We start from the raw sequence: 26,951 nt of genomic DNA, 5'->3' as shown, positions 1-26,951 counted from the left end.
TTGCCCGGGGCACCGGGACGGTTCAGGCTTGGAGATACTCGTTGTACCAATACAGCCCCAGCCGGCAGCCGATGTCATGTCCCAGCAAGAGCCCCTGATTGCCTACCACGATTTCCCTGCCGTGACGCGCACCCGGCTGGAGACCCTGCAAGCCAACCTCGGCTATGTCTGCAACCAGACCTGCTTTCACTGCCATGTGAACGCCGGACCGAACCGGCGCGAGGTCATGCCGCCGGAGGTGATCGACGAACTGCTCGCCTGCTGCGATCGCTGTGACATCCCGACCCTCGACCTGACCGGCGGCGCCCCGGAACTGAATCCCGGTTTCCGCCACCTGGTCCGCGCCGCGCGCCAGCGCGGGATACACGTGATGGATCGCTGCAACCTGACTGTCCTCGGCGAGCCCGGGCAGGAGGACCTGGCGGCCTTTCTGGCCGAACAGGGCGTCGAGATTGTGGCCTCGCTGCCCTGCTATCTGGAAGAGAACGTCGATGCCCAGCGCGGCGACGGCGTGTTCGAACGCAGTATCGCGGGCCTCAGGCAGCTCAATGCCCTGGGCTATGGCCTGCCCGACAGTGGTCTCACCCTCAACCTGGTCTACAACCCGCAGGGCCCCAGTCTGCCGCCCCCGCAGGCCGAACTGGAGGCCGCCTACCACGAGCATCTCGAGCGCGAGTACGGCATCCGCTTCAACGCGCTGTTCACGATCACCAACATGCCGATCCACCGCTTTGCCAAAACACTTGCGCGTGAAGGCCGTTACAACACGTACATGCAGACACTGCGCAGCGCCCATCAGTCGTCCAACCTTGCAGCCGTCATGTGTCGGACACTCGTTTCGGTCGACTGGCAAGGCTATGTGCACGACTGTGATTTCAACCAGATGCTGAATATCCCTCTGGGCGCCGGCGATGGCCACCCCGTACACATCAGCGAGCTGACGCCCTCATACCTGTCACAGGCACCGATCGCGGTGGGCGACCACTGCTACGGCTGCACGGCCGGCCAGGGCTCCAGTTGCGGCGGGGCGCTATAAGGGAACGGATCGGGAGGCACCGGGCGTCAGCATCCCGCGGGCGATTCGTTATAGTGGGGGCCGGACCCAATTCAGCCGGGGGACTCATGGATCGCCCGCCTCATTTCAATCCCTCGGCACGTGCCGAAGATGTGCTCGGCTGGCGCGAGTGGGTCGGCCTGCCGGATCTGGGCCTCGGGGCCATCAAGTGCAAGGTGGATACCGGCGCACGCAGTTCCGCGCTGCATGCCTTCTATGTCGAGAGTTTTTCCCAAGCGGGGCGCGAGTGGGTGCGCTTCGGCATCCACCCGTATCAGCACGACGACCAGACCGAAGTCTGGTGCGAGGCCCCGGTGCTGGATGTCCGCAATGTCACGGACTCCGGCGGCCATACCGGCGAGCGTTACTTCATCGCGACCCGGGCAAAAATCGGTGATCGAGTAGTTCCTCTGGAACTCTCCCTGACCAGCCGCGATACCATGCGCTTTCGTATGCTGCTCGGGCGCGAGGCCATGCGGGGGCGCTTCCTGGTGGACCCTCAGGCCTCGTTCCTGCTCGGCCGTCCCGCTCCACATCTTGCAACACCGGAATCCACGCCCGAATGAAGCTCGGAATCCTCTCGCGCAACAGCAAGCTCTACTCCACCCGGCGTCTGGTGGAGGCGGCCCAGCAACGCGGCCACGAAATCCGCGTGGTGGACCCGCTGCGCTGCTACATGAACATCACCGCGCACAAGCCCCAGATCCACTACAAGGGCGATGTGCTCGACCAGTTCAACGCGGTGATCCCGCGTATCGGCGCCTCCATCACCTTCTACGGCAGCGCCGTGCTGCGCCAATTCGAGATGATGAGCGTCTATCCGCTGAACGAGTCGGTGGCCATTTCACGCTCGCGCGACAAGCTGCGCAGCCTGCAGCTGCTCTCGCGCCGCGGCATCGGGCTCCCGGTGACCGGGTTTGCCCACTCCCCCGACGATATCGACGACCTGCTCGCCACCGTCGGCGGCGCACCCTGCGTGATCAAGCTTCTGGAAGGCACCCAGGGCCTGGGGGTCGTGCTGGCCGAGACCAAGCAGGCGGCGGAGAGCGTAATCCAGGCCTTCATGGGTCTGAAGCAGCACATCCTGGTGCAGGAGTACATCAAGGAGGCCAAGGGCTCGGATATCCGCTGTTTCGTGATCGGCGAGAAGGTCGTCGCCTCGATGAAGCGCCAGGCGAAGGAAGGCGAGTTTCGCTCCAACCTGCATCGCGGCGGCAGTGCCAGCCTGTGCCGCATCACCCCCGAGGAACGGGCCACGGCGGTGCGCGCGGCCAAGGTGATGGGGCTGAACGTCTGCGGCGTCGACCTCCTGCGCTCGAACCACGGCGCGGTGGTGATGGAGGTCAACTCCTCGCCGGGTCTGGAGGGGATCGAAAACGCCTCCGGGAAGGACGTCGCCGGCATGATCATCGAATTCATCGAGAAAAACGCCAAGCCCAACCGCACCAAGACCAAGGGCCGCGGCTGATGGCCACACCCCGGGCCGACCGCAACGACGCGATCACCATCGGCGGGACGACCGTCCGTCCCGGTGAGCGGCGCACGGTGGAGTTGCAGCTCAGCGCCCTGTATACCCACACCCCGACCAACATGCCCGTGCAGGTACTGTGCGGCCGGCGCAAGGGACCGGTGCTGTTCGTCAGCGCCGCCATCCATGGCGACGAGATCAACGGCGTGGAGATCATCCGCCGCCTGCTGAAGGTCCCGGCGCTGCGCCGCATGCGCGGCACGCTGCTGGCCATTCCCGTGGTCAATATGCACGGTTTCATCAACCAGAGCCGTTACCTGCCCGACCGCCGCGACCTGAACCGCTGCTTCCCCGGCTCCCCCAAGGGCTCGCTAGGGGCCCGGGTCGCGCGGCTGTTCATGCGCGAGATCGTCCACCGCAGCACCCACGGGATCGACCTGCACACCGGGGCGATCCATCGCTCAAATCTGCCGCAGATCCGCGCCAACCTCGATCACCCGGAGACGCAGGCGCTGGCACGCGCGTTTGGCGCGCCGGTGATCCTGAATTCCGCGCTGCGCGACGGCTCCCTGCGCGAGGCCGCGGCGGAGCGGGATACCCCGATCCTGCTGTACGAGGCCGGCGAGGCATTGCGCTTCGACGAGCTGTCCATCCGCGGCGGTGTGCACGGCATCATCGAAGTGATGCGGCATCTCGGCATGCTGCCGGCAAGCCGGCGCCGCACCCCGCGCGAGCCGATCATGGCCCGCACCAGCGGCTGGGTGCGCGCCCCGCAAAGCGGCATCCTGCGCAGCTTCGTGCGCCAGGGCGAACGCGTGGTCCGCGACCAGACCCGCCTGGCGATCGTCTCCGATCCCTTCGGCGAGACGGAGACCGAGGTCCTCGCCCCGGCCTCGGGGATCATCATCGGCGAGCTCAATCTGCCCCTGATCAACGAGGGCGACGCCCTGTTTCATATCGCGCAGTTCAACCGGACCGACCTGGCGGTGGAGCGCCTGGAGACCTTCCAGGAGAACCTCGAGGCCAGCGACTACCCCTACGCCGACGCCCCGCGCCCGGAAACGCCCTGACGTTCACGCAATGAGGGGATCAAAACGCACCCGTATTGCGTCTACGGCTTGAACTCATTCAACCAGACCTCTCTCCATGACCCGTTTGCCCCTGTGGCTCCATGCGCTGCTCCTGACGGGCGCCCTGTGTGCCAGCCCCGCCCTGGCCCAGGAGATTGCCGAAGAGACCCCGGACGATGCCCAGACCGGCGCGGTCTCCGCTGCCACCAGCATCGATGCGGGCGGGGCCGAGATCCCGGTCGAGCGCTACCCCGCCGATGGCGAGGCCGTGCTGCTGTGGTTCCCGTCCGAGCACGGGCTGCTGGACGGCCACCGGCAGCAAGCCCTGGCGCTTCAGGCTGCCGTTGTCGAGGTCTGGCTGGCGGACCCGTTCGCCGGGCATTTCCTGCCGGAGGCCGCCTCCAGCTTCGACGAGATGCCGATCGAGACCGTGGGCGACCTGATCGAGGCCGCGCACGCGGAGGACGAACGCGCGGTGTTCGTGTTCGGCAACGATCGCGCCCTGCCCTGGCTGCTCACGGGCCTGTATCACTGGCAGGAAGAACACCCGGAAGCAGAACACCTCGCGGGGCTGATCATGATGAGCCCGTACCTGCATACCGGCGTGGACACCGACGAGGCCGAGATGCAACCCATCGTCGGCGTCACCAACCTGCCGATCTACATCATCCAGCCGATGCTGTCCCCGCAATTCCAGCACCTCGGGCTGATCCGCTCGACCCTGAGCGACGGGGGCAGCTCCGTCGGGGCGCGCCTGCTGCCCGAGCTGCGTGACCGGTTCTTCTTCCGCCCCGATGCAATGGAGGCTGAGCTCCTGGCACGCGAGATCTTTCACCAGGAGCTCGTCTACGGCATGGACCTGTTGCGCCGCCTGCCGGCCGCGCGCACCGCCGCCGCACCCGACGACCTGGACCTGAGCGTGAACACGCCCACCGGCAGCGACGTCCAGCTGGATGCGCTGGACGAACCGGTCGCGGCCCCCGAGCTGATCCGCCCGGATCTGGAAGGCGAGGAGCACCGTCTGGAGGACTATCGCGGCGAGGTCGTGCTGATCAACTTCTGGGCCAGCTGGTGCCCGCCCTGTGTGCACGAAATGCCGTCGATGCAGCTGCTGGAAGACGAGCTGCGCGAAGAGGGCTTTCGCATCCTCGCGGTAAATCTTGGCGAAGACGAAGAGACCATCCGTGACTTCATCGAGAACGAGGTGCAAACCGAGTTCACCATCCTGCTCGATCCGGACCAGGAGTCCCTGAACGACTGGCGCGCGATGGCCTATCCCACCAGCTATGTCGTCGACCGCCAGGGCAACCTGCGCTACTACCTGTTCGGCGCGATCGAGTGGACCGAGCCCGGCGTCGTCGACCAGATGCGCGAGCTGCTCGAGGAAGACTACGAAGCCCCGGAAGGCGTAGATTAGTCCGAACCGGGCGGCGTCCCGAACGCCTCGCGCAGCCAGTCGCGCAGGGCGTCAAAACCGTGTTCCGCGCGCTCCGAGGGCGGCTGCATGCCCGGGACGAACCCGTACTCGCGAAACGGCTCCAGCAAGGCCGGATCGCCACTGATGATGTGCACGGGCACTGCCCAGCTGGCCTCCTGCCCGGTTACCAGGGCCGCCGGCTGGTGATCGCCCAGCATGAAAAACAACGTGTCCTCGTCGGCATACCGCGCCGCATAGCCCCCGGTCACCTCCAGCGAATAGCGCACGGACTCCGCGTAGTACTCGCGCACGCGATCGAAGTCCCGCCACAGCGCCTCCGGGCTCGGCCCCTTGCCCGCCCACTCGTCGAAGACCGCGCCGTCCCCGATCGCCTCCCAGTCCTCCAGCACCGGCAGGATCGGCGTCCACGGCGCATGCGAACTGATCAGGGCCAGCATCGCGAATACCGGGCGCTCCGAGGGCCCGCGGATCTCGCGCTCGAAGAACGACCAGGTGTACTGATCCGGCATGGTCACCCAGAAAAACGGCGGCCCGGCGTAGTCGAACCCGTGCTTGTCGACGATCCGGTCCCAGCGAAACCACTGCCCCTCCGGCCAGTCGAGCTGGATCGCCGGCGCCAGCATGGTGGTCTCGTGCCCGGTCGCCTGAAAGTCCTGCACCAGGGTGTCGCGGGTCTGCGCCTGCAACGCATCGTAATGCCCGGCGTAACGCACCTGCAGACCCGTCAGCAGCGAGGCCTGGGCCAGCCAGGACTGCCCCCCGGCGATCGGGGCCTCCAGTACGCCGGTCACCACATGCAGGTCCGCGTCCTCGAGTGCCTCGCCGATGGACTCGAGGCTCGGCACGATCCCCGGCGCATAGCGCTCGTCGAACACGGCCGAGACCCCGTAGGACTCCACCAGCCCCACGATCATGTCCACGTCAGCCAGACCCGGCAGGGGACGCCCCTCGGCCTGTTCGCGGGTCTGTTCCAGGCGCTCGCGAAACGTGCGGTTCTCCACCAGCGCCCCCTGCCCGGCCACGATCTGCTCGTGGACCGAGACGAGCCCGGGGGCGGCCGTGCCCGGCAATGCCGCGCCCCGTGCGGAGACGACCGCCCCCACCAGCCCGAGCGTGAACAGCCCGACCGCGACAGACAGGGGTATCCGATGTCCTTGCGCCGGCTGCACGGTCAACGCGAACAGGCCGCGAGCGGCGCCCGCGATCACCGCGACCAGCCCCGCGATCAGGACGGCGACCAGCCCCACGGTGACCCAGGCATCCAGGTTGCCGGTCACCAGCCGCCAGACCGCATCCAGCAGGATCCAGTCCTGCATCACGTTCAGGGGGCGCACCAGGCTGACGCGGGTCAGGGCGTCGAACAGCGCCAGCACCACCAGCGCCAGCAGAACGAAACCCGCCCCCCAGGCCAGGGCGCGCACCAGCCGCCCGGCGGGCAGCAGCGCGAACAGGCCAACCAGCAAGACCGCCTCCCAGGCGAGCCAGTAGGGCCCGATCCCCGCGTACCGGGGCACGGCCAGCCCCAGCAGCACGACGTTGAGCGCTGCGAGGGTCAGCAGCAGTCGGATCACGGACAGACGCGCATCAGCGCCGCGGGGAACCGAACGTCATCCGCTGCAGGACACCATCCCGACGGACACGCCAGTGGTACAGGGCCGCCGAGATATGACCCAGCGCCAGCACCAGAATGGTGATCCCCAGGATCTGGTGCCATGCGAACAGGGTCTCCGACAGCGCCTCGTTTTCCGGGAACAGGCCCGGCAGGATCAACGGACCCAGCTGCACCGGGTAACCGCCGGCCGCCGTCGCCCACCAGCCGATCACCGGCATCACGATCAGCAGCAGATACAGCAGCCCGTGGACCGACTCGGCCGCGATGCGCTGGGCGGGCGGCAACGCAACCGCGTAGGGCGGCTTGCCGTGACGCAGCCGCAGGCCCACACGCACCAGCATCAGCAGCAAAACCAGCACCCCGAAGCTCTTGTGCCAGGTGTAGATGGTGTCGGTCGTGCCCTCGCCAAAGCGCTCCTGCAGCCCCTCGAAGCCATACCAGCCGATGGTCCCACCCAGCGCCAGCGCACCCAGCACCAGCACGGCGACCGCCCAGTGCACGATCCGCTGGCTCAGGGCGTAACGCGGCCACACTCCGGCATTGTCCGTCTCCATGTCGCGCTCCCGTTCGTGTATGCCCCCCAACATGCCGCCCGCAGGGGATGCCCGCAACCCCAGCCTGGCTGACGATATCCCGCATTGGCCGTACCGGGCCATTATGCTTTGAGGATGCGATCCTCCACCCCCAACCCGACGTCACTGACCGGCGTACGCTGCCTGACGTTCGACCTCGACGACACGCTGTGGCCGGTGATGCCGGTGATCCACCATGCGGAGGCGCGCTTCTACGCCTGGCTGCGCGAGCATGCGCCGGTGGTCTGCGAGCGCTTTGATCCGCAGGCCCTGGTCACGGAGCGTGCCGCCTTCATGCGCGCGGCCCCGCAAAACGAGCGCCACGACCTGACCGGCCTGCGCAAGCGCTGGCTCCGCGAGCTGGCCACGGATTGCGGCTGCTGTCCCGATCTGCTGTCCGAAGAGGGATTCGAGGTGTTCTGGCATGCGCGCAACGAGGTGACCCCGTTCCCCGAGGCCGACGGCGTACTCGCCACGCTGTCGCGTCACTTCCGACTGGGCGCCATCAGCAACGGCAATGCCGATGTCTTTCGCACCCCCCTGGGGCGCCACTTCGACTTTGCGATCGCGGCGGGCGAGGCCGGCGCGGCCAAGCCCGACCCGGTGATCTTCGCCCAGGCCCGCGAGCAGGCCAGCGTCGAGGCCGAGCAGATCCTGCATGTGGGGGATGACAGCACCAGCGACGTCCTGGGAGCCCTGAACGCGGGGTTTCAGGCCGCCTGGTTCAATCCCGACGCGCTGCCCTGGGAACACGGGCGGCCCCGGCCGGTGCTGACACTGGGCCGGCTGGGACAGCTGCCGCGGCATCTCGGGATCGACTAGGGAGACGCTGATTTAATCGCACGTCCGCGTTGGTGCCCCCTGTTTTCCGAGACAAGGCGCGTCGTGCAGCGGGTAGTGGTTCTACCCGCCCGTTTTTGATGAATGCGGGGCGCAACGCAGGATCGGGGAACAGGGGGCACCAACCCCACAATCCATTTAAAGCAGGGGCTCGGCCGCCCGTTGTTGATCAAAAACGGGCGCGCGCACAGCGTTGCGGTTCCCTTGTGCAGAACGACTGCACCGCAGTCACCGCGCCTTGTTCGCACGCAAAAGCGACTCGAGCGCGGACGTGCGATTAAATCAGCGTCTCCCTAGGCGTCTATCGCCGCAGCCCACCCCCTCAATCGGGATCGACCCGGCCGCGCAGGGCCTTCTTGCGGCCACGGTGGGTCTTGCCCTCGAGGCGGCGCAGCTTGGACGCGCGGGTGGGACGGGTCGGCTTGCGTGTCTTGATCGGACGACCGGCCTCGCGCAGGAGTTCGGCCAGGCGATCCAGCGCATCCTCGCGGTTGGCCTCCTGGGTGCGGTACTGCTGCGCCTTGATTACCACCACGCCATCCTTGCTGATGCGCTGGTCACGACGGCGCAGCAGGCGCTGCTTGTAAACGTCAGGCAGGCTGGAGGCGCGGATGTCGAAGCGCAGATGGATGGCCGAGGCGACCTTGTTCACGTTCTGCCCACCCGCGCCCCGGGCTCGGATCGCGGTCAACTCGACCTCGTCCTCGGGCACCGCGACGCTGTTGGAGATGCGCAGGGCCATGGCTTAGCGAAAGTCGCCGTCCTTGATTCGGCCCTTGTCGTCCAGCTCGGCGAAAAAGCGCGAGTTGTCCTGGCGGTACTCGTGGGTCGCGATCTCGCCCGGCAGCACGAGCGTCACGTCCGGATAGACGCGTTCGAACTCCTCGGGGCTTGGCCGGGTCTCCAGGAAATGCAGAAACGGGTTCATCTGCTTGACCGTCCCCGGGCGCGGCTCCGGTCCATCGGCTCGCGTCTCGGTCTTGTGCACCGCGCAACCGCTTGTCCCCAGCGCCAGCATCACCGCCACTACGGGCATCCATCGAAGTATTCGTGCCATACAGCCCTCCGGCGTCAGTCGTATGCACCTTTATTGCGAGGCACCGCAGGCGCCGCAGCAGTCGCAAGCTGGCGTCAAGCCACGAACCACTGGTTTCGGATGGAGGTCGCCACGTCGCTACGCTCCTCGCGATGACGGTGCCAACGCAGGGCTCCGGGGTCGCCCCTACTCCGTTGGCTGGCCGTGCTCGCGGGTGGCCTCGAAGCGGATCTCCGGCCATTTCTCCTGCGCCATCTGCAGGTTCACCCGCGTGGGGGCGATATAGACCAGATCGCCGCCGTGGTCGATGGCCAGGTTGGCCGCGGCCTTCGCCTTGAACTCCTCGAGCTTCTTCGGATCGTCACATTCGACCCAGCGCGCGGTCTGGACGTTCACGTTCTCGAACTGCGCCTCGACCTTGTACTCGGTACGCAGGCGCTCGGCGACCACGTCGAACTGCAGCACGCCGACCGCGCCGAGGATCAGGTCGTTGTTGGTAAGCGGGCGGTACAGCTGGGTCGCCCCCTCCTCGCACAGCTCCTGCAGCCCCTTGGCCAGCTGCTTCATCTTCAGCGGGTCCTTCAGCTGGGCGCGACGGAACAGCTCCGGGGCGAAGTTGGGCACGCCGGTGAAGGTCAGCTCCTCGCCCTGGGTGAAGGTGTCGCCGATGCGGATGGTGCCGTGGTTGTGGATGCCGATGATGTCGCCGGGATAGGCGGTCTCCACATGTTCGCGGTCGGAGGCCATGAAGGTCAGGGCGTCGGGGATCTTCACGTCGCGTCCGATACGCACATGGCGCAGCTTCGCGCCCTTGTCGAAGGTACCGGAGCAGATGCGCATGAAGGCGATGCGGTCGCGGTGCTTCGGGTCCATGTTCGCCTGGATCTTGAACACGAAGCCGGTGAACTTCTCCTCGGTGGGCTCGACCCGGCGCGAATGGGTCGGCCGCGGCAGCGGACCCGGGGCGTACTCGACGAAGTCGTCCAGCAGTTCCTCGATGCCGAAGTTGTTGATCGCGGAGCCGAAGAACACCGGGGTCTGTTCGCCGCGCAGGTAGGCCTCGGGGTCGAACTCGTGCGAGGCACCCTGCACCAGCTCCAGTTCGTCGCGCAGTTCCTGCGCCTGGTTGCCGAGCACCTCGTCCAGGCGCGGGTTGTCGAGGCCGTCGATGATCTCGCCGGTGGACCGCTTACCGCCCTCTTCCGGATCGTACAGGTGCACCGCGTCGCGGCGCAGGTGGTAGACACCACGAAAACGCTTGCCGGAACCGATCGGCCAGGTGATCGGGGCGCACTGGATCTTCAGCACCTGTTCGACCTCGTCGAGCAGTTCGATCGGGTCGCGGCCCTCGCGGTCCATCTTGTTGACGAAGGTCATGATCGGCGTGTCGCGCAGCCGGCAGACCTCCATCAGCTTGATGGTGCGCTCCTCCACGCCCTTGGCGGCGTCGATCACCATCAGCGCGGAGTCCACGGCGGTTAGCGTGCGGTAGGTGTCCTCGGAGAAGTCCGCATGCCCCGGCGTATCCAGCAGGTTCACGATGCGGCCCTTGTAGGGATACTGCATCACCGAGGAGGTCACCGAGATGCCGCGCTGCTTTTCCATCTCCATCCAGTCGGAGGTGGCGTGGCGCGAGGCCTTGCGCCCCTTGACCGTACCGGCGAGCTGGATCGCGCCGCCGTACAGCAGGAGCTTTTCGGTCATGGTGGTCTTGCCCGCGTCCGGATGCGAGATGATCGCAAAGGTCCGGCGCCGGGCGGTTTCCTCGAGAAAGGTCATGGTCTTGGGCCGCATGAATGAAGCGCGGCAGTTTAACGCGAAACCGTACGGCGTTCGCGTTTCCCCCTGCCCCCAATGCAGATGGCCCCGGAGAAGATCCGGGGCCATCTTTCACCTGCGCCCTGAGGACTCGTACGAAGGCCAGGGAAACACTGATTAATGTACACGCTCGCTGCTTCGTCGCTTTTGCGTGCGAACAAGGCGCAGTGACTGCCGTGCAGCCATTCTGCACAAGGTAACCGCAACGCCGTTCCCACGCCCGTTTTTGATCAACAACGGGCGGCCGAGCCCCTTCGGGGTTGGCACCCCAGGTTCCCCGATCCTGCGTTGCGCCGCTTGCGGGTAGAACCACTACCCGCTGCACGACGCGCCTAGTCTCGGAAAACCTGGGGTACCAACGCGAGCGTGTACATTGATCAGTGTTTCCCTAGCGTGCGGCCGCCCGCTGAATCTCCGAGGACTGTTCGTCCAGTCGGCTCTGGGCAAGATCCAGGTCGCGCTGATTCATGCGCGTCTTGACGGCCTCGATGCGTTCGTTGTCCTCGGCCAGGGAATACCAGACATAGGCCTCGACCAGGTCGCGTTCCACCCCTTGCCCGTTCTGATGAAGACGACCCAGGCCGATCTGCGAATTGCGATCACCGCGCTCGGCAGCCTTGGTATACCAGCGGGCTGCCTCGGCGGGATCCGGACTGGTCCCCTGCCCCCTCTCATGCAGGAAGCCATAGTAGTACTTGGCCGAGACCTGCCCCTGCTGTGCCGCCTTGCCCAGCCACTCCAGGGCCTCGCTGTGCGACTGATCGTTGCGGGCGTAGTGGCTGCCCAGCCAGTATTGCGCGTCCGCGTACCCCAGTTCCGCCGAACGTGTGTAGTGCTCAAGGGCCTTGTCTCCATCCGCCGCCGTCCCGCGACCGGCGGCAAACATGAAGCCAAGGTAGTAATGGGCGCCCGCATGATCGTCGTCCGCCGCACGCGCGAACCAGTGCAGCGCCGCGTCGTAATCCACGTCGGTACCCCGGCCAACGTAATTGGCCATCCCCACATCGAACATGGCACGCGTATCGCCGCGCTGGGCATTGCCTTCGCGAATCTCGTACCAGACGCCGAGCAGCTCCTGCTGGCGTTCGACCTCGTCGTAACCATAGTCCTGAGCCTGCGCCACGCCGGTGCCGAAGGCCAGGGGCAGCGTCAGGGGGAGCGAGAAAAACAGGGCACGCAACGATCGGGACATGGGACTACCTCACGGGGATTCCGGCATCAATGCCGGTTACGATCATAGACCGCACCCTGACCATGCGCAAAACGGCGCCAGCGGGACGTGAACCCCAGGCCGCAAAACGGCCTCGAGACGCGGGAAAACGTGCCGGCCGTCACACAGCCTCGGGTTCAGGCCCCGGCCGGGCCATCGCACCGGCGACTCAGCACCCAGGCGTCCTCGCGCCCGCTGTGCAGCGGATAGTAGCGCGGCCGGGTCCCGATGTGCGCGAAGCCCTCCGAGCGATAGAGCTGCACCGCCGCGACATTGGACGGACGCACCTCCAGAAACAGGGCCTCGGCCTTCTGGTCGCAGGCATAGTCGAGCAGGCGGCGCAGCAGAAAGCGACCCAGCCCGTACCCCTGCCAGCGCCGATCGACCGTCATATTCAGCAGATGCGCCTCGCCGGCCGCCACGGTCAGCACCGCGTGCCCCACCTGGCGCTCGTCCACCTCCAGCACCCAGCAGTCATAGCCGACCCGGATGCAGTCCTCGAAGATGCGCGCAGTCCAGGGGTAGTGGTAGGCCTCGCGCTCGATGGCCATTACACGCTCGACATCCTCGGCCAGCATGCGGCGCATCCGGGGTTGTACTTGCGGCTCGGCACTCATGGCGTCGGGCTGGCTCTCCTGAGTTCATTCCTGGGCTGAGCATATAGGCGTGTACGCGTTCGCTGCATTCCCTAACTCCTACAGTCCGAAGGGTTACCCTCCGGACGCACTCGTCAGGCAGGCCCGTGCACGCTGCAGATCCTGCCAGGCCTTGGCCTTGTCCTGCGGCTTCCGCAACAGATAGGCGGGATGATACGTCACGACCAGCGGGACCTCACGATACCGATGCAGGCTGCCACGCAGGCGCCCCAAGGGCTGGTCGGTCTCCAGCAGATGCTGGGCGGCGATACGCCCGAGCGCAACAATCACCTCCGGCTGCACCAGCGCGATCTGCCGGTTGAGGAAGCCGCGACAGGCCCGGGATTCCTCCGGACTGGGGTCACGGTTGTTCGGCGGGCGGCACTTGAGCACGTTGGCGATAAACACATCCTGCCGCCGATCGAGTCCCAGTGCGGCGAGCATATTATCCAGCAACTGGCCGGCACGTCCGACGAAGGGTTCGCCCCGGCGGTCTTCCTCGGCCCCGGGGGCCTCGCCCACGAGCAGCCAGCGGGCGCGGCGATCCCCCACGCCAAACACCGTCTGCGTACGCTGACCGGCGAGTTCGGCACAGGCCGTGCAATCGCGTACGCGCGCCTCGAGTTCCGGCCAGTCGAGGGACTCGACTCCGCCCTCGGCTGGCACGCTCGCGGGGATCGCTGGCGCTTCGGACGACTCGAGGGGGGCGCTGGGCACCTGGCTGGACTCTACCTCGGGCACCAGCGGCGCAGCGGACGGCTCGGCGGCCGGTGCTGCCGCCGGAACGCCCGGGAAGGCGCCGTCCCGGGCGCGCCAGACGGGGATCCCGATGTCGGCCAGGATACGGCGTTTGCGTGCCGACAGGTCCACGCGTCAGTCCCCCGGGGGCGTACGACGACGATGGCGGCGCCAGCGTTCCAGCGTCAGCAGGGGCCCGGAGAGGGCATAGATCACGAAGCCCGCCCAAAGGACCTTGGGCGGATCCAGCGCCAGCAGCATCAGTGCGCCCACCACCCCGACAATCGCCAGGAACGGCACCCGATGCTTGAAGTCCATGTCCTTGAAACTGAAATAGGTCAGATTGCTGACCATCGCTGCACCCGCGAGCACCGTCACGATCAGGATGGCGACTACGTACGGGTCGGCCAGATCCGCCGGAATACCGAGGTCCTCCAGCACCCAGACCATCCCGACCACCAGAGCCGCGGCGGCGGGGCTCGGCAGCCCCTGGAAGAATCGCTTGTCCACCACGGCCAGTCGGCTGTTGAAGCGTGCCAGGCGCAACGCCGCGGCAGTGGCAAAGAAGAAGGCCGCGACCCAGCCGAGATTGCCCAGATCCTGGAGCTGCCACAGATACACGACCAGGGCCGGGGCCACCCCGAAGGAGACCAGGTCGGACAGCGAGTCGTACTGCGCACCGAACTCGCTTTGCGTGTCCGTCATGCGCGCCACGCGGCCATCGAGGGTATCCAGGACCATGGCGACGAACACCGCGATCGCGGCGGTCGTGAATTCGCCATTGATCGCGGAGACGATGGCGAAGAACCCGGAGAACAGGACCCCGGTGGTGAACAGGTTGGGGAGCAGAAAGATGCCGCGACGACGCCGGGCACGCCCCTCGTGCCGGTCGTCGGCCCCGTTCATCTCGTCGATGTCGCTTGAGCCCTCGTCATCCGGCGTCACTCCAGCACCTCCACGGTCGCTTCCTCGTCACCACTGGACTCCGGCAGACCGCCAATCACGGTCGATCCCGCCAGTACCTTCTGGCCGACCTGGGCCAACACCTGGGACCCGGCCGGCAGCCAGACTTCGAAGGTAGCACCGAATCCGGCAAAACCCATGCGCTTGCCGCGCCCGAGGCGATTGCCTGGCACCACGTTCTGCAGACGGATCATCCGTGGCCAGTGATTGACCGACAGGGCGAGCGTCAGACGCGTACCCTCGTCGGTCGTCAGCGCAAATGCCAGACGGTGACCCAGCTGCCCGTCCGGCGGGCTGTCCGTCTCCTTGCCCGGCCAGCTTCGCTCGACCACCTTCGATTCCTGCGGGGCATGAACGTTGTATTCCCCAAGCCGCCGCTGGCGAATGCGTATGCGCCGGGCGGGCTCGCCAGTAAACGGATCGGTCGTCTCGTCGACCGCCTCCACCGTGCCGTCGGCCGGGGCGATCACGCCCAGTGCGGGGGCCGCCGCCTTGCGCCGCAGATCCCGAAACACCCCCATCAGCGCCACGGTCAGCAGCACCATGAACAGGCCCAGCTCGGCCTCTCCGACCAGCAGCGAGATCACCGCCATCCAGGCGGCGATGATCACGAACAGACGGCCTTCGGGGGCGAGCGGAAACAGCATGGGGTTCTCGGAGGGGGCGCGGGTGCGCGACCCGGGGCCTGCGCCCCGGGCCGCCCCCGACGGATCAGTTGCGGGACTTGTCGACCAGCTGGTTGGCCTTGATCCACGGCATCATCGCACGCAGGCGTTCGCCCACCTGCTCGATCTCGTGGGCCGCGTTCAGGCGACGGTTGGCGGTCATCGACGGGTAGTTCATCGCGCCTTCCAGGATGAACTGCTTGGCGTACTCGCCGTTCTGGATGTTCTTCAGCGCCTCGCGCATCGCCCAGCGCGACTCCTCGTTGATCACCTGCGGGCCGGTCACGTACTCGCCGTACTCGGCGTTGTTGGAGATCGAGTAGTTCATGTTGGCGATGCCGCCCTCGTACATCAGGTCGACGATCAGCTTCAGTTCGTGCAGGCACTCGAAGTAGGCCATCTCCGGGGCGTAGCCGGCCTCGGTCAGGGTCTCGAAGCCCGCCTTGACCAGCTCCACCGCACCGCCGCACAGCACGGCCTGCTCGCCGAACAGGTCGGTCTCGGTCTCGTCCTTGAAGGTGGTCTCGATGATGCCGGTGCGGCCGCCGCCGATCGCAGAGGCGTAGGACATCGCGATGTCGCGGGCCTTGCCGGAGGCGTCCTGCTGCACCGCGATCAAGTCGGGGATACCGCCGCCACGCACGAACTCGGAGCGGACGGTGTGGCCCGGGGCCTTGGGCGCGATCATGATCACGTCCAGGTCCTTGCGCGGCTCGATCTGGTTGTAGTGGATCGCGAAGCCGTGGGCGAAGGCCAGGGTCGCGCCCTGCTTCAGGTTGGGCTCCAGAACGTCACGGTACAGGGCCGCCTGGTACTCGTCCGGGGCCAGTACCATGATCAGATCGGCACCGGCGGTCGCGGTATCGACATCGGCGACCTTCAGCCCCGCCTCCTCGGCCTTGGCACGCGAGCTGGACCCGCCACGCAGGCCGACGGTGACGTCCACACCGGAATCCTTCAGGTTGTTCGCATGGGCGTGCCCCTGCGAGCCATAGCCGATGATCGCGACCTTCATGCCCTGGATGATGGAGAGGTCGGCGTCTTTGTCGTAATACAGGTTCATGGCAGTCATTTCCTTGGCAACGGGCCCCGCCAGGAGGCCCATGACGAATTAACAGCCCGTGCCCGGCGGACACGGACGAAAGCGAAGACGATTACAGTTGCAGCGCGACGTCGCCGCGGGCGATGCCCATCACGCCCGAGCGCACGACCTCCTGCACCGGGAACGGCGAGACCGCCTCGAGGAAGGCATCCAGCTTGGAGCCCTCGCCGGTGATCTCGATCACGTAGGTCTGTTGGGTCACGTCGATGATGCGACCGCGGAAGATATCGGTCAGGCGCTTGACCTCTTCCCGATCGGCGGCCTCGCCGACGCGTACCTTGACCAGTGCCATCTCGCGCTCGATGTGCGGATGCGCAGTCATGTCCAGCAGCTTGATCACGTCGACCAGCTTGTTCAGCTGCTTGGTGATCTGCTCGACGATCTCGTCGGAGCCACTGGTGACGATGGTCATGCGCGACAGCGACGGGTCGTCGGTCGGCGCGACGGTCAGCGATTCGATGTTGTAGCCACGCGCGGAGAACAGGCCGGCCACCCTTGAGAGGGCACCGGATTCGTTTTCCAGCAGGACACTGATGATATGACGCATACGGCTCTTCCCTGTACCCGGTTCAGACCAGGATCATTTCGTTCTGGCCGGCGCCGGCCGGGATCATCGGATAGACGTTCTCGGACTGGTCGGTGATGAAGTCCAGGAACACCAGGCGCTCCTTCTGCGCGAGGGCCTCCTTGATCGCGCCCTCGACGTCGCCCGGCTTGTCGATACGCATGCCGACATGGCCATACGCCTCGGCCAGCTTCACGAAGTCCGGCAGCGCGTCCATGTAGGACATCGCGTAACGGCCCTGGTAGAAGAATTCCTGCCACTGCCGGACCATGCCCAGGTAGCGGTTGTTCAGGTTCAGGATCTTGATCGGGAGCTGGTACTGGTAGCAGGTCGACAGCTCCTGGATGCACATCTGGATGCTGGCCTCGCCGGTGATGCAGCCGACCGTCGCGTCCGGGTGGGCGAACTGCACGCCCATCGCGAACGGCAGGCCGACGCCCATCGTCCCCAGGCCACCCGAGTTGATCCAGCGGTTTGGCTTGTCGAAGCCGTAGAACTGCGCGGCCCACATCTGGTGCTGGCCAACGTCCGAGGTCACGAAGGCTTCGCCCTGCGTCAGCTCCCAGAACTTCTGCACCACGTACTGTGGCTTGATCAGTTCGGACTCGCGGTCGTATTTCAGGCAGTCCTGCGACTGCCACTCGCGGATCTGCTTCCACCAGGCATCCAGCGCCGCCGGGTCCGGCTTCGCGTTGGCCGCGTCCAGCGCCTTGATCAGCGCGCGCAGCACCGGCTCCACCTCGCCAACGATGGGCACGTCGACCTTCACGTTCTTGGAAATCGAGGATGGGTCGACATCGACATGCACGATCTTCGCGTGCGGGCAGAACTTCTCGATGTTGCCGGTCACACGGTCGTCGAAGCGCGCGCCGATCGCGATCAGCACGTCGGCGTGGTGCATGGCCATGTTGGCCTCGTAGGTCCCGTGCATGCCCAGCATGCCCAGGAACTGCTTGTCCGACGACGGATAGCCGCCCAGCCCCATCAGGGTGTTGGTGATCGGGTAGCCGAGCTTGCGGGTGAACTCGGTCAGCGCCTCGGAACCCTTGCCCAGGATCACGCCCCCGCCGGTGTAGATCATCGGCTGCTTCGCCGACAGGATCAGGTCCACCGCCTTGTCGATCTGGCCGGTGTAACCGCCAAAGGTCGGGTTGTACGAGCGCATGTGGATGGACTCGGGGTATTCGAACTCGCAGCTCGCCGCGGTCACATCCTTCGGGATATCCACGACCACGGGGCCGGGGCGACCGGTGGTCGCCACGTAGAAGGCCTTCTTGATCGTGGTCGCCAGGTCCTTCACGTCCTTGACCAGGAAGTTGTGCTTCACGCAGGGGCGGGTAATCCCCACGGTATCCACTTCCTGGAAGGCGTCGTTGCCGATCAGGCTGGTCGGCACCTGGCCGGTGAACACGACCAGCGGCACCGAATCCATGTAGGCATCGGCGATCCCGGTAATCGCGTTGGTCGCGCCGGGGCCGGAGGTGACCAGCGCAACCCCCGGCTTGTCGGAGGATTTGGCATAGCCCTCGGCCGCATGTACCGCGCCCTGTTCGTGGCGCACCAGTACGTGCGAGACCTTGTCCTGGCGGTACAGCGCATCGTAGATGTGCAGTACCGCCCCGCCGGGATACCCGAATACGACGTCGACACCCTCGGCCTGCAGGCTGCGGCAGAAGATCTCGGCGCCGGTGATGGCGGTGGAGGAATTTGCGGTCTCGGACATGGTGGTCGACTTCCTTACCTAAGGGCTCGTGCGTGATCGTGGCGGGATCACCCAGCAGGAATCAAAATAGCCCAGCATCCTAATATGAAATGACGATTTTTCCCAGCACGCAGCGCACGCGAAACCGTCCAGGAGAAGGCGCAGAGGCTTCAGTCGTCCGACTTCTTCACGTCCGCCGCGGGCAGGCCGGGATTGGTCGGGCGGCGGGCATCGTCGCTGGACATGTCCTGCGGCGCCATCTGCTGTTCCAGCCCTTGCGGCGGGTTCACCTCTTCTTCCTCGCCTCCGCAGCCGGCCAGCACAAGCGCGGCGGCAACCGGCAGAACGAGGACTCCAGTGATGCGGGCATGGCGATACATAGTGTTCTTCCTTGCGATACAGGGGCGTGAACGGGCGAGCTTGCCGCGAGACCAATGGCTTGGCAACAATCCACCACGGCGAGACGCTGATTCCCGCGCGGGTCCGGACCCTACGACACCCTCGCCGGCAGTATCCGCGTCCCGGCCTGCCCCGCAACAATCGCGGCAGCGTCCTCGAGCGCCCCGATCCCGGCACAGGCACCGTATTCCGCGACGCGCCGTGCGGCCTCCATCTTCGGGCCCATCGATCCGGCCGGGAAGGTCTCAGGGGCGACCGCACTGACCAGCAATGCCTTCAGGCGCGTGGCATCGGGCTCGCCCCAGTTCCAGTAGACGCCGTCGACGTCCGTCAGCATCAGGAGCCAGTCCGCGCCCAGCTCCACCGCCAGGCGTGCGGCGGTCAGGTCCTTGTCCACCACTGCCTCGATGCCGTACAGCCGACCTTCATCATCACGCGCGACCGGCACGCCGCCGCCGCCCGCGCAGATCGCGAGGGATCCGCCGTCGACCAGGGTCCGTACGGCCTCCACGCCCAGCACCTTCTGCGGCTCCGGCGAGGCGACCACGCGCCGCCAGCCGTCACCGTCGCGGGCGATATCCCAGCCGCGTGCCTCGGCCAGGGCATGCGCCCGGGATTCATCCCAGACCGGGCCGATGAATTTTTCGGGGCGGGCGAACGCCGGATCGTCCGGGTCCACCTCGGTCTGCGTCAGGAGGCTGGCGATCCGGTCATGTCCCAGGGCGTTGTGCAGCTCCTGCGCAAGGATGTAGCCGATCATCCCGTGGCTCTCGGCGCCGACCACGTCCAGTGGCCAGTGAATGGAATCGGCCTCCGCCTGGCTGGCCAGCAGGCCCACCTGCGGACCATTGCCGTGGGTCACGACGACCTCGTGCTCGTTGGCGACCTCGGCGACAGCCCGCGCCGCGGCGCGGGCATTGCGCCGCTGGGCCTCGGCCGACGGGGTCTCGCCGCGTTGCAGCAGGGCGTTTCCGCCCAGCGCGATCACGATGCGGATGGTGGCCTCCTTCGCGGGTCGGTGGGGGTCAGGTACGGGGCAAGGTCACACCACGCTGCCCCTGGTACTTGCCGCCGCGGTCCTTGTAGGAGGTCTCGCAGACCTCGTCGGACTGCAGGAACAGCATCTGCGCCACGCCCTCGTTGGCGTAGATCTTGGCCGGCAGCGGCGTAGTGTTGGAGAACTCCAGCGTCACGTGGCCTTCCCACTCGGGTTCCAGCGGGGTCACGTTGACGATGATGCCGCAGCGCGCGTAGGTCGACTTGCCGAGGCAGATGGTCAGCACGTCGCGCGGGATGCGGAAGTACTCGACCGTATGCGCCAGCGCAAACGAGTTGGGCGGGATGATGCAGACATCGGAATGCACGTCCACAAAGCTGCCCTCGTCGAAGCCCTTGGGGTCGACGATGCTCGAGTTGATGTTGGTGAAGATCTTGAAATGGTCCGAGCAGCGCACGTCGTAGCCGTAGCTGGACGTACCGTAGGAGACGATGCGCTGCTCGTCGTGATAGCGGACCTGACCGGGCTCGAAGGGCTCGATCATGCCCTTCGTCTCGGCCATCTCCCGGATCCAGCGGTCCGACTTGATGCTCATCTGCCCTGTCCCTGGTTGTGATCGCCGAATCAGTTGTTCTGGATGACGATGTTGGGGAACTTGCTGCTGTAGTCCTTCGCCTGCTCCGCGAGCTTGGCGCCCGTGCGACGTGCGATCTCGCGGTAGATCTCGGCGATGCGGCTGTCCGGTGCGGCGACCACGGTCGGCTCGCCCCCATCGGCCTGCTCGCGGATGTGAATGTCCAGCGGCAGCGCGCCGAGCATGTCCACGCCGTATTCCTCGGCCATGCCCTCGGCACCGCCCTGGCCGAAGATGTGCTCCTCGTGGCCACACTTCGAGCAGATGTGGATGCTCATGTTCTCGATGATGCCCAGTACCGGCACCTCCACCTTCTCGAACATGCGCAGTCCCTTGCGCGCATCCAGCAGGGCGATGTCCTGCGGCGTGGTGACGATCACCGCACCGGAGACCGGGATCTTCTGCGACAGGGTCAACTGGATGTCGCCGGTACCCGGCGGCAGATCGATCACCAGGTAGTCGAGATCCTTCCAGTTGGTCTCGTTCAGCAGCTGCTCCAGGGCCTGGGTGACCATCGGGCCGCGCCAGATCATCGGCGTGTCCTCCTCGATCAGGAAGCCAATGGACATCGCCTGCACGCCATGGCGCTCCAGCGGTTCCATGGACTTGCCGTCTTTCGACTCCGGACGATCCTTGATCCCCAGCATGCGCGGCTGGCTGGGGCCGTAGATGTCCGCGTCCAGGATTCCGACCTGCGCGCCTTCGGCGGCCAGGCCCAGGGCCAGATTGACCGCGGTGGTGGACTTGCCCACCCCGCCCTTGCCGGAGGCCACGGCGATGATGTTCTTGATGCCGGGCATCGGCTTCAGGCTCTTCTGCACCGCGTGGGCGGTCACCTTCGTACCGATGGTGACCTCGGAGGACTCGAGACCGGGCACGCCGGCCAGCGCGCCCTGGATCGCGGCACGCAGCTCGTCGTGATAGCCGTCCGCCGAGTAGCCCATCTCGATGCTGATGACCGCACGCGCGCCCTCAACGCGGATATCCCTGACCGCACCGGCGGCCACCAGGTCCTGTTCCAGGTACTTGTCCTGAACGGTCTTCAGGGCGTTTTCGATCTGCTCGCGCGAGAGTTCGGACATGGCGTTCGTTCCATCCAGCGGTTGGGAGTAATCGCGCGATTCTACTGGGCGCAAATCGGCACGCCAATGGCACCACACGTCGGCAGTCCTTTGCCGTATGCCTCGAGAGGGGTGCCGAGCGTTCTGTCAACCCTTCCGCCCCGTTTTATACACATGAATCTTCGCACGACCGGCAAACGCCCCAGATAGCGACAACAGCGCCGAAACTGCTCTACAAAGAACCCGCATCTTGCTGTTTATAATTGAAAAAAATAAATTGAACGTTTTTTGACCAATCTGTACGGGGTCCTTGCGTGACAAGGCCTGGCGATGAATTCCACCGTGTTGCCCACAGAGTTATCCACAGCTTCTGTGGAAAAGGCCGCGGCAAGCGCGACGCGCCTCGACAACCCGGCTGGCAGCCCCGACAATAACGCCCCTGCATTCCGCCGCCCGCCGCTACCGAGGCACGAGCCCGACGATGACTGACACGCCGCGCAAGATCCTGGTCACCAGCGCCCTGCCCTATGCCAACGGGCCGATCCATCTGGGGCACCTGGTCGAGTACATCCAGACCGATATCTGGGTGCGCTTCCAGCGTGCGCGCGGCCACGAGGTGATCTACGTCTGCGCGGATGACGCGCACGGCACCCCGATCATGCTGAAGGCCCGCGCCGAGGGCATCGAGCCCGAGGAGCTGATCGCACGGGTGCGCCAGGAGCACGAGGCCGACTTCAGTGAGTTCCTGGTCGGCTTCGACCACTACCACTCGACACACTCGGACGAGAACCGCGAACTCGCTGCCCGCATCTACACCGCACTGCGCGACGCCGGGCATATCGAGACGCGCACCATCGACCAGGCCTACGACCCCGAGGCCGGGATGTTCCTGCCTGACCGCTTCATCAAGGGCAGCTGCCCGAGATGTGGCGCCGAGGAGCAGTACGGCGATTCCTGCGAGGCCTGCGGCGCGACCTACAGCCCGCTGGACCTGAAAGACCCGGTCTCCGCGATCAGCGGCGCCCGCCCGGAATCGCGCGAGTCCGAGCACTACTTCTTCAGGCTCGGCGACTTCGAGGCCTTCCTGCGCGAGTGGACCGGCTCCGGCCGCCTGCAGGACGCGATCCGCAACAAGCTGGACGAGTGGTTCGACGCGGGCCTGACCGACTGGGACATCTCGCGCGACGCCCCCTACTTCGGCTTCGAGATCCCCGACGCCCCGGGCAAGTACTTCTACGTCTGGCTGGACGCGCCGATCGGCTACATGGCGAGCTTTCGCGCCTACGCGGAACAGCAGGGCCTGGACTTCGACGCCTGGTGGGGCGCGGACTCCGACGCCGAGCTGTATCACTTCATCGGCAAGGACATCGCGTATTTCCATACGCTGTTCTGGCCGGCCATGCTGCACGGCGCGGGCTTTCGCACGCCCAGCGCGGTGTTCTGCCACGGCTTCCTGACCGTCAACGGGCAGAAGATGTCCAAGTCGCGCGGGACCTTCATCCGCGCGCGCGACTACCTGGACCACCTGAACCCGGAGTCGCTGCGCTACTACCTCGCGGCCAAGCTGGGTGCCGGGGTCGACGACCTCGACCTCAACCTGGACGACTTCGTCCAGCGCGTGAACTCCGATCTGGTCGGCAAGCTGGTCAACATCGCCAGCCGCTGCGCCGGCTTCATTACCAAGCGCTCGAACGGCGAGCTGGCGGCCGAGCTGCCGCGTCCGGACCTGCACGAGGCCTTCGTCGCCGAGGGCGAGGCCATCGCGGCCGCGTTCGAGAACCGCGAATACGCCCAGGCCATCCGCCGCATCATGGCGCTGGCCGATCAGGCCAACCAGTACATCGACGAGGCCCAGCCCTGGGTGCTGGCGAAGCAGGAAGGCCGCGAGGCCGAAGTGCAGGCGATCTCCACCCAGGGGCTGGACCTGTTCCGCATCCTGATCGTCTATCTCGCCCCGGTATTGCCGCGACTGGCGGCCGACGCCGCGGCCTTCCTGCGGCTGGACAGCCTGGCCTGGGATACGCGCGCACCGCTGGTCGGGCGCTCGATCGAGAAGTTCAGGCCGCTGATGACGCGCATCGAGGGCGAGACCGTCGACAAGCTGCTGGAGGCCTCGAAGGCCACCCTGGCCACGCCCGAACCCGAGTCCGCCCCCATCGCCGAAGCGGAACCCGACGTGGACCCCATCGCCGAGACCATCGACTTCGACACCTTCGCGAAGGTGGACCTGCGCATCGCGCGCATCGCCAGTGCCGAGCACGTGGAAGGCGCGGACAAGCTGCTGAAGCTGACCCTCGATATCGGCTCGGAGACGCGTCAGGTCTTTGCCGGCATCAAGTCCGCCTACGCGCCGGAGGATCTGGTCGGCCGCCACACCGTGATGGTGGCCAACCTCGCGCCGCGCAAGATGCGCTTTGGCGTATCCGAGGGCATGGTCCTGGCGGCCGGCCCCGGCGGCTCGGAACTGTACATCCTGAACCCGGACGACGGCGCTCGACCCGGAATGCGGGTCAAATAGGCCGCCCGCGTCATGGATTTGCACCCACGGCTCGCGTAAGCTGCCGCTCTTTTGCCGATACCCGGACGCATGGACCAAAGCCCCGAATTCCTGGCACAGGTACGCCTGCTGGCCGAAGCAGGCCGTGATCTCTCGGCGCGCGGCTGGTTGCCCGCGCGCACCGGACACTTCTCCGCGCGCCTGGATGACCGGCATATCGCGGTCACCGCACCCAATCGCGAGAAGAGCTTTCTCGATCGCCATGACTTCCTGGTGGTCGACCTCGACGGCCACGTGGTCGCCGGCAGCGAAGAGCCGGCCCCGGAGACCTTTCTGCACATCATCATGTACCGTCACGACGCACAGCTGGGCGCCGTGCTGCATACGCACTCGGTACATGCGACCGTCCTGTCGCGCCAGTTCCCCGGCGCTCTCGCCCTGCGCGACTACGAGGTCCTGCGGGAACTGCCCGGCGTGGACAATCCCGCCCGGGGCCTGGACCTTCCCGTGTTCGCGAACGAACCCGACGTGCAACAGCTGGCCGCACGCGTCGACGCCGCGATGTCCCGCGAGCCCAATCTCGCCGGCTTCCTGATCGGCGGCCACGGCCTCTATACCTGGGGCGCAAGCGTGGAGCTGGCGCTGCACCGCGTCGAGGCCTTCGAATTCATGTTCCAGTGCGAGACGCTCGCACACCAGATGAGCCGATGAACACGTCACCGAATCCCGCGCCCCAGGCCCTGATCCTCGCGTTCGAGGGGGTCCTGGCACCGCCCGGCGTGCTGCGCGACACGCTTGAGCCCTATTCGCTGGAGGCCCTGCCGGGCTTTCTCGAGCGCCACGCGGAGAGCACCGCGGTGCAGCGCGTGCTCGCGGACATCCTCGCCTATTCGGGCCGCGAGCTGGACGTCGACGGTCTGCTCGCGCAGATCCGCGCCTGGATCCGCGGCGGACAGGACATCACGCCCCTGCGCCAACTCCAGGGCCTGATCTGGGCGGATGCGCTGGAGGCCTCGATGCTGCGGCCGGAACTGTCGGATGACACGGCCCAGGCGCTGATCGCGCTGGACGATGCCGGCGTGGCCCTGTACAGCTTTGGCGCGAGCCCGGCCCCGGTCCAGCGCGACTGGCTGCGCCACGGCCCACACCCGGAGGTGGAACAGCGCCTGACCGGGCTGTTCGATACCCGCATCGGCGGGCGGCGCGATGCCGGCAGCTACCGCCGCCTGGCGGACGAGATCGGCATCGCGCCGGAGGCGATCATGCTGCTGTCGGTGCGCGGCGAGGAGCTGGACGCCGCGCACCAGGCCTGGTTGCAGACCGCCCGCCCATTCGATGACCCGGCTGCCGCAGACAATCACCCACGATACAGCCTGGACGCGTTCCTCCCGGCAGGCGGCTAGACTCTTTCCTTTGAGGGCCGGTCGGGCATCGGCCTGACTGGGGCCCTTCCGGGAGCGGGCCTTGTGGGAGCGGGCCTTGTGGGAGCGGGCCTTGTGGGAGCGGGCCATGTGGGAGCGGGCCATGTGGGAGCGGGCTTGCCCGCGAATGACTCCACCAAGCCCCGACCACTGAAGTGGCCCGGACAGGCCTGCTCCCACCCAAAACCCGCACCCCGCAAGGGTTGAGTCGGGATAAGCGGTCCCTGATACTATTTTGTTGACCTGACGACTCGGAATTAACGTGGAATACGTCCTGATCCTCATCAGTACGATCCTCGTGAACAACTTCGTACTGGTGAAGTTTCTGGGCCTGTGCCCGTTCATGGGGGTCTCGCGCAAGGTCGAGACGGCCACCGGCATGGGCCTGGCCACGACCTTCGTGCTGACGTTGTCCGCGGTCAGTTCCTACGTGATCAACGAATACCTTCTGACCCCGCTGGGGCTCGAGTACCTGCGCACCATCGCGTTCATCCTGGTGATCGCCGCCGTGGTGCAGTTCACCGAGCTGGTGGTGCGCAAGACCAGCCCCCTGCTCTACAACGTGCTGGGCATCTTCCTGCCGCTGATCACCACCAACTGCGCGGTGCTGGGCGTGGCCCTGCTCAACGTCCAGGAGGCGCACAACTTCGTCGAATCCGCGCTCTACGGCTTCGGCGCCGCGGTCGGCTTCTCTATTGTGCTGATCCTGTTCTCCGCCATTCGCGAACGTATCGCGGTGGCCGATGTGCCCGTGGTGTTCCGTGGCAGTGCGGTGGCCATGGTCACGGCGGGCCTGATGTCGCTGGCGTTCATGGGCTTCTCCGGGCTGGTGCGGCTGTGAGTGTCGTCTACGCCATCCTCGCGATCGGCGGTCTGGCCGCCGCGTTCGGGCTGATCCTCGGCTTTGCCGCACAGCGCTTTCGCGTCGAACAAGACCCGGTAGTGGACCAGATCGATGCCCTGCTCCCGCAAACCCAGTGCGGCCAGTGCTCCTATCCCGGCTGCCGCCCCTATGCCGAGGCGATCGCCGCCGGCGAGGCGGACATCAACCGCTGCCCGCCCGGTGGGCAGGCCACGGTGCAGGCCCTGGCCGACTTGCTCGATCGCGAGCCGACACCCCTGGAAGAAGAGGAACAGGAAAAGGCCGTCGCCGTCATCGACGAGAACATCTGCATCGGCTGCACCCTGTGCATCCAGGCCTGCCCGGTGGATGCGATTCTCGGCGCGGCCAAGCAGATGCATACCGTAATCGAGGAGGAGTGCACCGGCTGCGAACTGTGCATCGAGCCCTGCCCGGTCGACTGCATCAGCATGGTGCCGATCCAGACCGACATCACCGAGTGGCGCTGGGAGGAACCGGAACCCTCGCCCATCGAGCGGCCCATACACGCGATTGCGGACGTCTCGCGCAGCGGCCATTAAGCCGCTTTTCCGCGAAACGTTAGAATACGCCG

At 66.3% G+C, this 26,951-nt stretch carries 28 protein-coding genes; 11 read left to right on the top strand and 17 right to left on the bottom strand.

From position 1 onward, the window contains the following. The first annotated feature begins 76 nt into the window (after positions 1-76). The 5 genes from arsS to C995_RS0104410 all read left to right on the top strand — a co-directional run bounded on the left by arsS (position 77) and on the right by C995_RS0104410 (position 5,009). Positions 77-1,036, top strand: a complete 960-nt coding sequence (gene arsS, locus C995_RS0104430; protein WP_018863787.1) for an arsenosugar biosynthesis radical SAM (seleno)protein ArsS — start codon at positions 77-79, stop codon at positions 1,034-1,036. Positions 1,037-1,122: 86 nt separating this feature from the next. Continuing rightward, positions 1,123-1,620, top strand: a complete 498-nt coding sequence (locus C995_RS0104425; RefSeq protein WP_018863786.1) for an ATP-dependent zinc protease — start codon at positions 1,123-1,125, stop codon at positions 1,618-1,620. Continuing rightward, positions 1,617-2,522 carry a 30S ribosomal protein S6--L-glutamate ligase gene (rimK, locus tag C995_RS0104420; RefSeq protein WP_018863785.1) on the top strand — a complete coding sequence of 302 codons (906 nt, stop codon included), beginning with the start codon at positions 1,617-1,619 and terminating at the stop codon, positions 2,520-2,522. Before C995_RS0104425 ends, rimK begins: the two co-directional genes overlap by 4 nt. Then, entirely contained in the window at positions 2,522-3,592 is a 1,071-nt protein-coding gene (locus tag C995_RS0104415) for a succinylglutamate desuccinylase/aspartoacylase family protein (RefSeq protein ID WP_018863784.1), read from the top strand. The genes rimK and C995_RS0104415 overlap by 1 nt, the downstream gene beginning before the upstream one ends. Before the next feature lie 76 nt (positions 3,593-3,668). After that, a complete protein-coding gene (locus C995_RS0104410) occupies positions 3,669-5,009 on the top strand; it encodes a TlpA disulfide reductase family protein (protein ID WP_018863783.1) in 1,341 nt (446 codons plus the stop codon). Here C995_RS0104410 and C995_RS0104405 read toward each other — a convergent pair. Further along, on the bottom strand, positions 5,006-6,601 hold the full coding sequence (locus C995_RS0104405; protein ID WP_018863782.1) for a hypothetical protein: 1,596 nt from the start codon (positions 6,599-6,601) through the stop codon (positions 5,006-5,008). The two genes, C995_RS0104410 and C995_RS0104405, sit on opposite strands and share 4 nt — an antisense overlap. A gap of 13 nt (positions 6,602-6,614) precedes the next feature. Continuing rightward, entirely contained in the window at positions 6,615-7,196 is a 582-nt protein-coding gene (locus tag C995_RS0104400; RefSeq protein ID WP_018863781.1) for a cytochrome b, read from the bottom strand. A gap of 114 nt (positions 7,197-7,310) precedes the next feature. On the opposite strand from C995_RS0104400, the gene C995_RS0104395 reads away from it, so the two are divergent. Then, complete coding sequence (locus C995_RS0104395) at positions 7,311-8,036, top strand: HAD family hydrolase (protein WP_018863780.1); 726 nt, start codon at positions 7,311-7,313, stop codon at positions 8,034-8,036. Between the two features lie 340 nt (positions 8,037-8,376). Here the strand turns inward: C995_RS0104395 and arfB are convergent, their stop codons facing one another. The 15 genes from arfB to apbC all read right to left on the bottom strand — a co-directional run bounded on the left by arfB (position 8,377) and on the right by apbC (position 21,600). Continuing rightward, positions 8,377-8,796, bottom strand: a complete 420-nt coding sequence (gene arfB / locus C995_RS0104390) for an alternative ribosome rescue aminoacyl-tRNA hydrolase ArfB (RefSeq protein WP_018863779.1) — start codon at positions 8,794-8,796, stop codon at positions 8,377-8,379. A 3-nt stretch (positions 8,797-8,799) separates the two neighbouring features. After that, positions 8,800-9,072 carry a hypothetical protein gene (locus tag C995_RS0104385; RefSeq protein WP_196800147.1) on the bottom strand — a complete coding sequence of 91 codons (273 nt, stop codon included), beginning with the start codon at positions 9,070-9,072 and terminating at the stop codon, positions 8,800-8,802. A gap of 204 nt (positions 9,073-9,276) precedes the next feature. Continuing rightward, positions 9,277-10,869: a peptide chain release factor 3 gene (locus C995_RS0104380; RefSeq protein WP_026278942.1), complete on the bottom strand. Its 1,593-nt coding sequence runs from the start codon at positions 10,867-10,869 to the stop codon at positions 9,277-9,279. 427 nt (positions 10,870-11,296) lie between these two features. Beyond that, entirely contained in the window at positions 11,297-12,100 is an 804-nt protein-coding gene (locus C995_RS0104375; RefSeq protein ID WP_018863776.1) for a tetratricopeptide repeat protein, read from the bottom strand. Between the two features lie 155 nt (positions 12,101-12,255). Then, on the bottom strand, positions 12,256-12,735 hold the full coding sequence (rimI, locus tag C995_RS0104370; RefSeq protein WP_026278941.1) for a ribosomal protein S18-alanine N-acetyltransferase: 480 nt from the start codon (positions 12,733-12,735) through the stop codon (positions 12,256-12,258). Positions 12,736-12,828: 93 nt separating this feature from the next. Next, the gene (locus C995_RS0104365) at positions 12,829-13,623 is read right to left on the bottom strand and encodes a uracil-DNA glycosylase family protein (protein ID WP_018863774.1); all 795 of its coding nucleotides are present in this window, start codon (positions 13,621-13,623) and stop codon (positions 12,829-12,831) included. Between the two features lie 3 nt (positions 13,624-13,626). Further along, positions 13,627-14,436, bottom strand: coding sequence for a CDP-diacylglycerol--serine O-phosphatidyltransferase (gene pssA / locus C995_RS0104360; RefSeq protein ID WP_018863773.1), 810 nt, complete (start codon positions 14,434-14,436; stop codon positions 13,627-13,629). After that, complete coding sequence (locus C995_RS0104355; protein WP_018863772.1) at positions 14,433-15,101, bottom strand: phosphatidylserine decarboxylase; 669 nt, start codon at positions 15,099-15,101, stop codon at positions 14,433-14,435. The genes pssA and C995_RS0104355 overlap by 4 nt, the downstream gene beginning before the upstream one ends. A gap of 64 nt (positions 15,102-15,165) precedes the next feature. Further along, positions 15,166-16,182, bottom strand: coding sequence for a ketol-acid reductoisomerase (ilvC, locus tag C995_RS0104350; RefSeq protein ID WP_018863771.1), 1,017 nt, complete (start codon positions 16,180-16,182; stop codon positions 15,166-15,168). A 91-nt stretch (positions 16,183-16,273) separates the two neighbouring features. Further along, positions 16,274-16,768 (bottom strand): acetolactate synthase small subunit, encoded by a 495-nt coding sequence (gene ilvN, locus C995_RS0104345; RefSeq protein ID WP_018863770.1) that lies wholly within the window; start codon positions 16,766-16,768, stop codon positions 16,274-16,276. Between the two features lie 22 nt (positions 16,769-16,790). Next, positions 16,791-18,509, bottom strand: coding sequence for a biosynthetic-type acetolactate synthase large subunit (gene ilvB, locus C995_RS0104340; RefSeq protein WP_018863769.1), 1,719 nt, complete (start codon positions 18,507-18,509; stop codon positions 16,791-16,793). A gap of 149 nt (positions 18,510-18,658) precedes the next feature. Then, positions 18,659-18,868, bottom strand: a complete 210-nt coding sequence (locus C995_RS0104335) for a fimbrillin family protein (protein ID WP_018863768.1) — start codon at positions 18,866-18,868, stop codon at positions 18,659-18,661. Positions 18,869-18,978: 110 nt separating this feature from the next. Next, positions 18,979-19,884 carry a carbamate kinase gene (locus tag C995_RS0104330; RefSeq protein WP_026278940.1) on the bottom strand — a complete coding sequence of 302 codons (906 nt, stop codon included), beginning with the start codon at positions 19,882-19,884 and terminating at the stop codon, positions 18,979-18,981. Positions 19,885-19,912: 28 nt separating this feature from the next. Then, positions 19,913-20,479: a dCTP deaminase gene (gene dcd, locus C995_RS0104325; protein WP_012983152.1), complete on the bottom strand. Its 567-nt coding sequence runs from the start codon at positions 20,477-20,479 to the stop codon at positions 19,913-19,915. A 29-nt stretch (positions 20,480-20,508) separates the two neighbouring features. After that, a complete protein-coding gene (gene apbC, locus C995_RS0104320; RefSeq protein ID WP_018863766.1) occupies positions 20,509-21,600 on the bottom strand; it encodes an iron-sulfur cluster carrier protein ApbC in 1,092 nt (363 codons plus the stop codon). Positions 21,601-22,060: 460 nt separating this feature from the next. Here apbC and metG point away from each other — a divergent pair, with 460 nt between their 5' ends. The 5 genes from metG (at position 22,061) to rsxB (ending at position 26,919) form a co-directional block, all read left to right on the top strand. Beyond that, complete coding sequence (gene metG / locus C995_RS0104315) at positions 22,061-24,097, top strand: methionine--tRNA ligase (protein WP_018863765.1); 2,037 nt, start codon at positions 22,061-22,063, stop codon at positions 24,095-24,097. A gap of 69 nt (positions 24,098-24,166) precedes the next feature. Next, positions 24,167-24,787: a methylthioribulose 1-phosphate dehydratase gene (mtnB, locus tag C995_RS0104310; RefSeq protein WP_018863764.1), complete on the top strand. Its 621-nt coding sequence runs from the start codon at positions 24,167-24,169 to the stop codon at positions 24,785-24,787. Continuing rightward, positions 24,784-25,479 (top strand): hypothetical protein, encoded by a 696-nt coding sequence (locus tag C995_RS0104305; protein WP_018863763.1) that lies wholly within the window; start codon positions 24,784-24,786, stop codon positions 25,477-25,479. Before mtnB ends, C995_RS0104305 begins: the two co-directional genes overlap by 4 nt. A gap of 280 nt (positions 25,480-25,759) precedes the next feature. Beyond that, the gene (gene rsxA / locus C995_RS0104300; protein ID WP_018862782.1) at positions 25,760-26,338 is read left to right on the top strand and encodes an electron transport complex subunit RsxA; all 579 of its coding nucleotides are present in this window, start codon (positions 25,760-25,762) and stop codon (positions 26,336-26,338) included. Then, the gene (rsxB, locus tag C995_RS0104295; protein WP_018863762.1) at positions 26,335-26,919 is read left to right on the top strand and encodes an electron transport complex subunit RsxB; all 585 of its coding nucleotides are present in this window, start codon (positions 26,335-26,337) and stop codon (positions 26,917-26,919) included. The genes rsxA and rsxB overlap by 4 nt, the downstream gene beginning before the upstream one ends. The last annotated feature ends 32 nt before the right edge of the window (positions 26,920-26,951 follow it).

The sequence above is a fragment of the Thioalkalivibrio sp. ARh3 genome (assembly GCF_000377265.1).
Lineage (GTDB): Bacteria > Pseudomonadota > Gammaproteobacteria > Ectothiorhodospirales > Ectothiorhodospiraceae > Thioalkalivibrio > Thioalkalivibrio thiocyanoxidans.
This window is presented reverse-complemented; position numbering and strand designations above follow the sequence as displayed.